This is a genomic window from Thermus sp. NMX2.A1, assembly GCF_000511705.1.
Lineage (GTDB): Bacteria > Deinococcota > Deinococci > Deinococcales > Thermaceae > Thermus > Thermus scotoductus.
Genome location: NZ_ATNI01000085.1, coordinates 1 through 5,488 on the forward strand (window position 1 = coordinate 1; position 5,488 = coordinate 5,488).

The following is a 5,488-nucleotide window of genomic DNA, read 5'->3' on the forward strand; positions in this document are numbered from 1 at the left end:
CCAAGAAAAAGGTGGGGACTATCTGAGCTTGCCTGATGAAGGCGCACCTCGAGGCTCCTCGGCCTCCTCAATGTTTCCTAGAACGACTCTACGGCCAGCCGGTTTATCAGCCGGTCTATCACCCCGGAAATGGCCGGCTATCGGAGTAAATTCCAGGAAGTGCTATTGGAGAAAACCGCGTCTGGAAGGGGAAAAACGGAAGATGACGGGGGTTCTGGGCTTGCCTCACACGCGAGAGGTCGTAGGTTCAAGTCCTACGCCGCCCACCACGAAGAGAACACAAAACTTCCCCCCTCGGTAGCGAGGGGGGAAGATGCTTTCGGAGCGCTTCCAGCCAGGCCTCAGGGAAACCCTCCTCCACCACCAGCAAGGTGGCCATCCCCTCCTGACGGCCCTCCAGGGACTGGGCCAGCTCGTCCCAGTCCGCCCGGTCCCGCTCGCTTTCCAGAAGCCGAAGCACCCTTAGCTCGTAAAGGGGTGTTGGCGGTGGCCAACGCCCTGCCCCTACTTGGCACCCCGGGGGGTGCGGCGGTTCCGCAAGGTGGTGCGGGGCCTTCGGGGGCTTGGGGTCAAGCTGGATCTGATCCTCACCAGTCCCAAGCGACGGGCCCTGGAAACCGCCGAGCTCCTGGCGGACCTCCTGGAGGGGGAAACTCGGGTAACTCCCCTCCTGGCGGCCCCACCCTCGGAAGCCCTCCTGGCCGAGATACCCCATCAGGGCCGGGTGGCCCTGGTGGGACATGAACCTTACCTTTCCACCCTCCTGGCTTGGCTTCTCCTGGGGAACTTCATGGGGGCCTCGGCCCGGGAGCCCCTGGGGGCCCGCTTCCCCTTGAAGAAAGGAGGTGTAGCCTGGCTGGAGGGGAACCCTGTGCCCGGGGGGATGGTGCTTAAAGCCCTGCTTCCGCCCAAGGTTTTCCGGCTGTGAGTGAGTTTCCATCCTTGGCCTCTGGCAAACCCCTTGAGGGTTTTCTGTCGCCGAGAGCCATGTGCCCGTCCTATCCTTTCGTGTGGACTTGGCCCGACCAGGACGTTCCTACCCTAGCCCTACGGCCTGGGGAGTGGAAGAATAGGGCTATGCCGGTTAGCCGCTATTACGATGTCAAGCGGGATGAGCGAGGCGAGCGCTACCTGGAGCCCTATGTTTCCGGTTTCCTTCTGCTGAGGCTTCCCCTCCTCAACAAGGGCACGGCCTTCACCGAGGAGGAGCGGAGAGCCCTGGGCCTCGAGGGCCTTCTTCCCCCCCATGTGAACACCCTCGAGGAGCAGAAGGAGAGGGTCTACCGCCGCTACCGCCTTATCCAGAGCCCTTTGGAGAAACACATCTACCTACGCCACCTCCAGGACCGCAACGAGGTGCTCTTTTATGCCCTTTTGGTGGACCACCTGGAGGAGATGCTGCCCATCCTCTACACCCCCACGGTGGGGGAGGCGGTGCGGGAGTTTTCCCACATCTACCGGTACCCCCGGGGCTTCACCGCCAGCACCAAAAACATCGACCGCCTCGAGGAGGCCCTGGCCAATGTTCCCCTGGAGGAGGTCCGCCTCATCGTGGCCACGGATTCTTCCGCCATCCTGGGGATCGGGGACCAGGGGTATGGGGGCATGGCCATCTCCATCGGGAAGCTAACCATTTACACCGCCGCAGGGGGTGTGGGACCCGACAAGACCCTTCCCGTGGAGCTGGACGTGGGCACGGACCGGGAGGATCTCCTCACGGATCCCCTGTACCTGGGCGTGCGGCACAAGCGCCTGAGGGGCGAGGAGTACTACCGCTTCCTGGACTGCTTTGTGGAAGCGGTGCGCAAGCGCTACCCCAAGGCCCTGATCCAGTGGGAGGACTTTGCCAAGGAGACGGCCTTCACCGTTTTGGAGCGCTACCGCAAGGTGATCTCTTCCTTCAACGACGACATCCAGGGCACAGGGGCGGTGGCTTTGGCAGGGGTGCTCTCCGCCTGCCGTTTGAAGGGGGAGAAGCTTTCCGACCAGGTGATTGTGATCTATGGGGCGGGCGCCGGGGGCATCGGGGTGGCCTGGGCCTTGCGGGAGGGCATGAAGCGGGAAGGCCTTTCCGAGGAGGAGGCCCGGGCCCGGGTGCTGGTGCTGGATTCCAAGGGCCTCCTGGTGGAAGGCCGGAGCATGGAGGCTTACAAGCAACCCTATGCGCAACGGCGGGAGCGCATCGCCGGGTGGGAGTTTGCGGGTTCCTACCCCAACCTCTTGGAAACCATCCGCAACGCCCGGGCCACCGTGCTTCTTGGGCTTTCCGGCCAGGGGGGAAGCTTTACCGAGCCGGTGGCGCGGGCCATGATGGAAAACACCCCTCGCCCGGTGATCTTTCCCCTTTCCAACCCCACCTCGGCCTCCGAGGCCCTTCCCGACGACCTCATCTACTGGACCGAGGGAAGGGCCCTGGTGGCGGCGGGTAGCCCCTTTCCCCCTGTGGGCTACATGGGGCGGACCATCCCCATCGGCCAGGGGAACAACGCCTTCATCTTCCCGGGCCTCGGCCTGGGGGCGGTGCTGGCCCGGGCCCGGGAGGTGACGGACGGGATGGTGCTGGAGGCGGCCTACGCCCTTTACGACTACACGCAAGGCCATTTCCCCGAGCTCCTTTACCCCCCGGTTTCCCGGCTGAGGGAGGTTTCCCCTTACGTGGCGGCCCGGGTGATGCAGAAGGCCCTCGAGGAGGGCGTGGCGGAGGAGGAACGGGTGAAGGGCCTTTCCTTCAAGGGGCTTATGGAGTTCGTGCGTAGCCGCTTCTGGGAGCCCAAGTACCTCCCCTACCGCCCGGCCCCGGTAATCTAAGGGCATGGCCTGGCGGCTTTACGCCCTGGATCTTTCCCGCCTCGAGGGCCCGGCAGGGGAAGTTCTTCCTGGGGCCCCGGAAGGCGCTGAGGAGGGCTACCCTGCCAGCTTCCAGCCCCTGGAGGAGCCATGGGAGGCCAGAAGGGCTGATCCCGTGCCCTGGCCTGAGCCCCTTTACTTCGTGGACGGCCGGGAGCGGGGGGAGGCGGTGCTTTCCGACGGGAGGAGGCTTGCCCTCTTGGGGTGCGTGGCCGCCGGTGCCGTGGTTTATCAGCAAGGGAATATGCGCCTGCTGGAAACCAGGGTGCGCCGGGTGGGGGTGGGGTTGGAGGAGGCCTTGCGCCTGGGGGAGCTGGTGTACGAACCCCTGCCCCTCGAGGGCCCTCCAAGCCCGGGGGACGTCCTCACGGCCCTTCAGGAGGGTTTGCGGAAGGCCAGGACCCTTTTGGAGGAAAAGCTGGCCGGAGCCCTCGCGGGAGGCCTTCTCGTGGTGGACGGTCCCGTGCGCTTGAGGCGGCAGGGCCCGGTTTTGGGGTACATCAAGACCCACTGGGCCCGTTACCTCCCCGAGGACCGGGAAGCCCTCCTCTCCACCCTGAAGCCCGGGGAGCGCACCCCCATGTTCAGGGTGCGCCGGAAGGGGCAGGAACTGGCCAGCTGGTACCTGCGCCTGCCCCTAACCCCGGAGGGGGTGCGCCCGCCGGAAAGCGGGCTTCTGCGGGTGGAAACCCCGCTACAGGGGGATTTCGGCGCCCTGGCGGACCTGTCCTTAAGCCTCTTTCCCGCCCTAGCCTCCCACCCGGTGAAGGACCCCAGGGCCCCGCAAAACCTTCTGCCCGTTGGGGGGCTTGAGCGGGAGCTGGCCCGCAGGATGGGGAGCCGCGAGGTGGTGGCCCGCATCCTTGCCCGGCACCAGGATAGCCTGTCGGCGGATCAGGGAGGTGGTTGATGGAGCGCATCGGGGTGGTGTTGGGCAGGCGGGAGGCCACTCCCCTGGAGTTCTGGGTGGGGGTGGAGGGGGAGGGCCTTCTGCGCCTGGACGACCTGGTGGTGGTGGAGGGGTTTCACCCCAAGGTAGGCAAGGTGCGCTACTTCGGCATGGTGGACCTGGTGGCCAAGGCCCACGAGGGGGAAAGCTTTGACACGGATGTCTTCTTGGCGGTGCAGGGGAAGATCCCCGTGAGCCTGGCCTACGTGGCCCATGTGAGCGTGACCCGTATCGTGCCCGAGGAGTTTTTCCCCCCCGATCCCGGCTCCGCTGTGTACCTGGCCCGGGAGGAGGACCTGGAGCTTGCCCTTTACTACGACGCCATGAAAAACCAAAGGGGAAGCACCAAGCTTCCTGCGGGGTTTTTAAAGAGCGGGGAGGTGGCTTACCTCAACCTGGAGTTCCTGAACGGGGTGAAGGGGGGGCACGTGAACATCTCGGGCATCAGCGGGGTGGCGGCCAAGACCAGCTACGCCACCTTCCTCCTGAAAAGCCTTTTGGAAAGCGAGGTCCTCGAGGAGGCCCACCAGGCCCGGGTGCTCCTCTTCAACGTGAAGGGGGAGGACCTCCTCTTCCTGGACAAGCCGAACCTAAGGCTTTCCGAGGAGGCCAAGGAGGAGTACCGCCGCCTGGGCCTTCCCCCCACCCCCTTTGGGAGCGTGCGCTTCCTGGCCCCGCCCAAGAAGGGAGAGGAGGGGATTCTCCCTGATGTGGAAACCCGCCTGGAGGGGGTGAAGGCGTACCACTGGGACCTGGTGCAGTTTGCCCAGAAGGGGCTTCTCCCCTTCCTCTTCACCGACAAGGGGGCCCTCACCAACCTGGGCTTCCTGGTGGCCCACGTGACGGAGAAGCTGAGGCGGCTTGCGGAGGGGCAGAAGGGGCCCCACCTCCTGGTGGCGGACTGGCCCGGAGGGGAGCTTCCCGAGGACATCACCTTTGACGACCTGGGCAGGGTGCGGTTGACAAGTTTCGCCGACCTGGTGCGCTACCTGGAGTACAAGCTTTTGGGCCCCGAAACGGGGGAAGGGGAGGGGGACCGGACCTGGGTCGCCCGCCAGGCCCGGGGGACCCTCGAGGCCTTTGTCCGGCGCCTCCGTTCAAGCGTGGAGAACGTGGGCCACCTGGTTCGGGGAGACCGCAAGGGCAATCCCCCGGACCCCCTGGAAGGAGGGGAACAGGTCCACGTGGTGGACCTGGCCAAACTCTCCCCCCAGGGCCAGATGTTCGTGGTGGGGAGCCTTCTTTCCGACCTCTTCGCCAAAAAGGAGCGGGGCCAGTACCGGGGCCGGGTTTTCGTGGTGCTGGACGAGCTCAACAAGTACGCTCCCCGGGACGAGGAAAGCCCCATCAAGGACGTGCTCCTGGACATCGCCGAACGGGGCCGCTCCTTAGGGGTGATCCTCATCGGGGCCCAGCAGACCGCCAGCGAGGTGGAGCGAAGGGTGGTGGGCAACGCCGCCATCCGGGTGGTGGGAAGGCTGGATGCCGCCGAGGCCGAGCGGCCCGAGTACCGCTACCTTCCCACCTCCTTCCGCCAGCGGGCTCTGATCCTGCCCCAGGGGATGGTGATCCTGCACCAGCCGGAGATCCCCGTGCCCCTTCTCGTGCGCTTTCCCTTCCCCGCCTGGGCCACCAAGCGGGAGGAGGTCCTGGAGGACAACTCCGCCGAGGCCTTGAGAAGGGAGTTCTTTT

The 5,488-nt window shown here is 65.6% G+C and carries 4 protein-coding genes and 1 pseudogene; 4 read left to right on the forward strand and 1 reads right to left on the reverse strand.

Annotation, left to right across the window (positions count from 1 at the left end; genetic code table 11):
* Positions 1–247 precede the first annotated feature (247 nt).
* Positions 248–460: a hypothetical protein gene (locus TNMX_RS13035; protein WP_126218753.1), complete on the reverse strand. Its 213-nt coding sequence runs from the start codon at positions 458–460 to the stop codon at positions 248–250.
* A 48-nt stretch (positions 461–508) separates the two neighbouring features.
* On the opposite strand from TNMX_RS13035, the pseudogene TNMX_RS10615 reads away from it, so the two are divergent.
* The 4 genes and pseudogenes from TNMX_RS10615 to TNMX_RS10630 form a co-directional block, all read left to right on the forward strand.
* Positions 509–928 (forward strand): annotated as a pseudogene (locus TNMX_RS10615) (histidine phosphatase family protein); the annotation flags it as partial.
* A gap of 149 nt (positions 929–1,077) precedes the next feature.
* Positions 1,078–2,808, forward strand: coding sequence for an NAD-dependent malic enzyme (locus tag TNMX_RS10620; protein ID WP_015716593.1), 1,731 nt, complete (start codon positions 1,078–1,080; stop codon positions 2,806–2,808).
* A gap of 4 nt (positions 2,809–2,812) precedes the next feature.
* Positions 2,813–3,757 carry a DNA double-strand break repair nuclease NurA gene (locus tag TNMX_RS10625; RefSeq protein WP_038031981.1) on the forward strand — a complete coding sequence of 315 codons (945 nt, stop codon included), beginning with the start codon at positions 2,813–2,815 and terminating at the stop codon, positions 3,755–3,757.
* The coding region (locus TNMX_RS10630; RefSeq protein ID WP_038031983.1) for an ATP-binding protein at positions 3,757–5,488 on the forward strand (1,732 nt) is incomplete at its 3' end. The genes TNMX_RS10625 and TNMX_RS10630, both read left to right, overlap by 1 nt.

Excerpts from the sequence above, each read along its gene's own strand:
- TNMX_RS10620 (WP_015716593.1), top strand. The coding sequence starts at position 1,078 with ATGCCGGTTAGCCGCTATTACGATGTCAAGCGGGATGAGCGAGGCGAG.
- TNMX_RS10625 (WP_038031981.1), top strand. The coding sequence starts at position 2,813 with ATGGCCTGGCGGCTTTACGCCCTGGATCTTTCCCGCCTCGAGGGCCCG.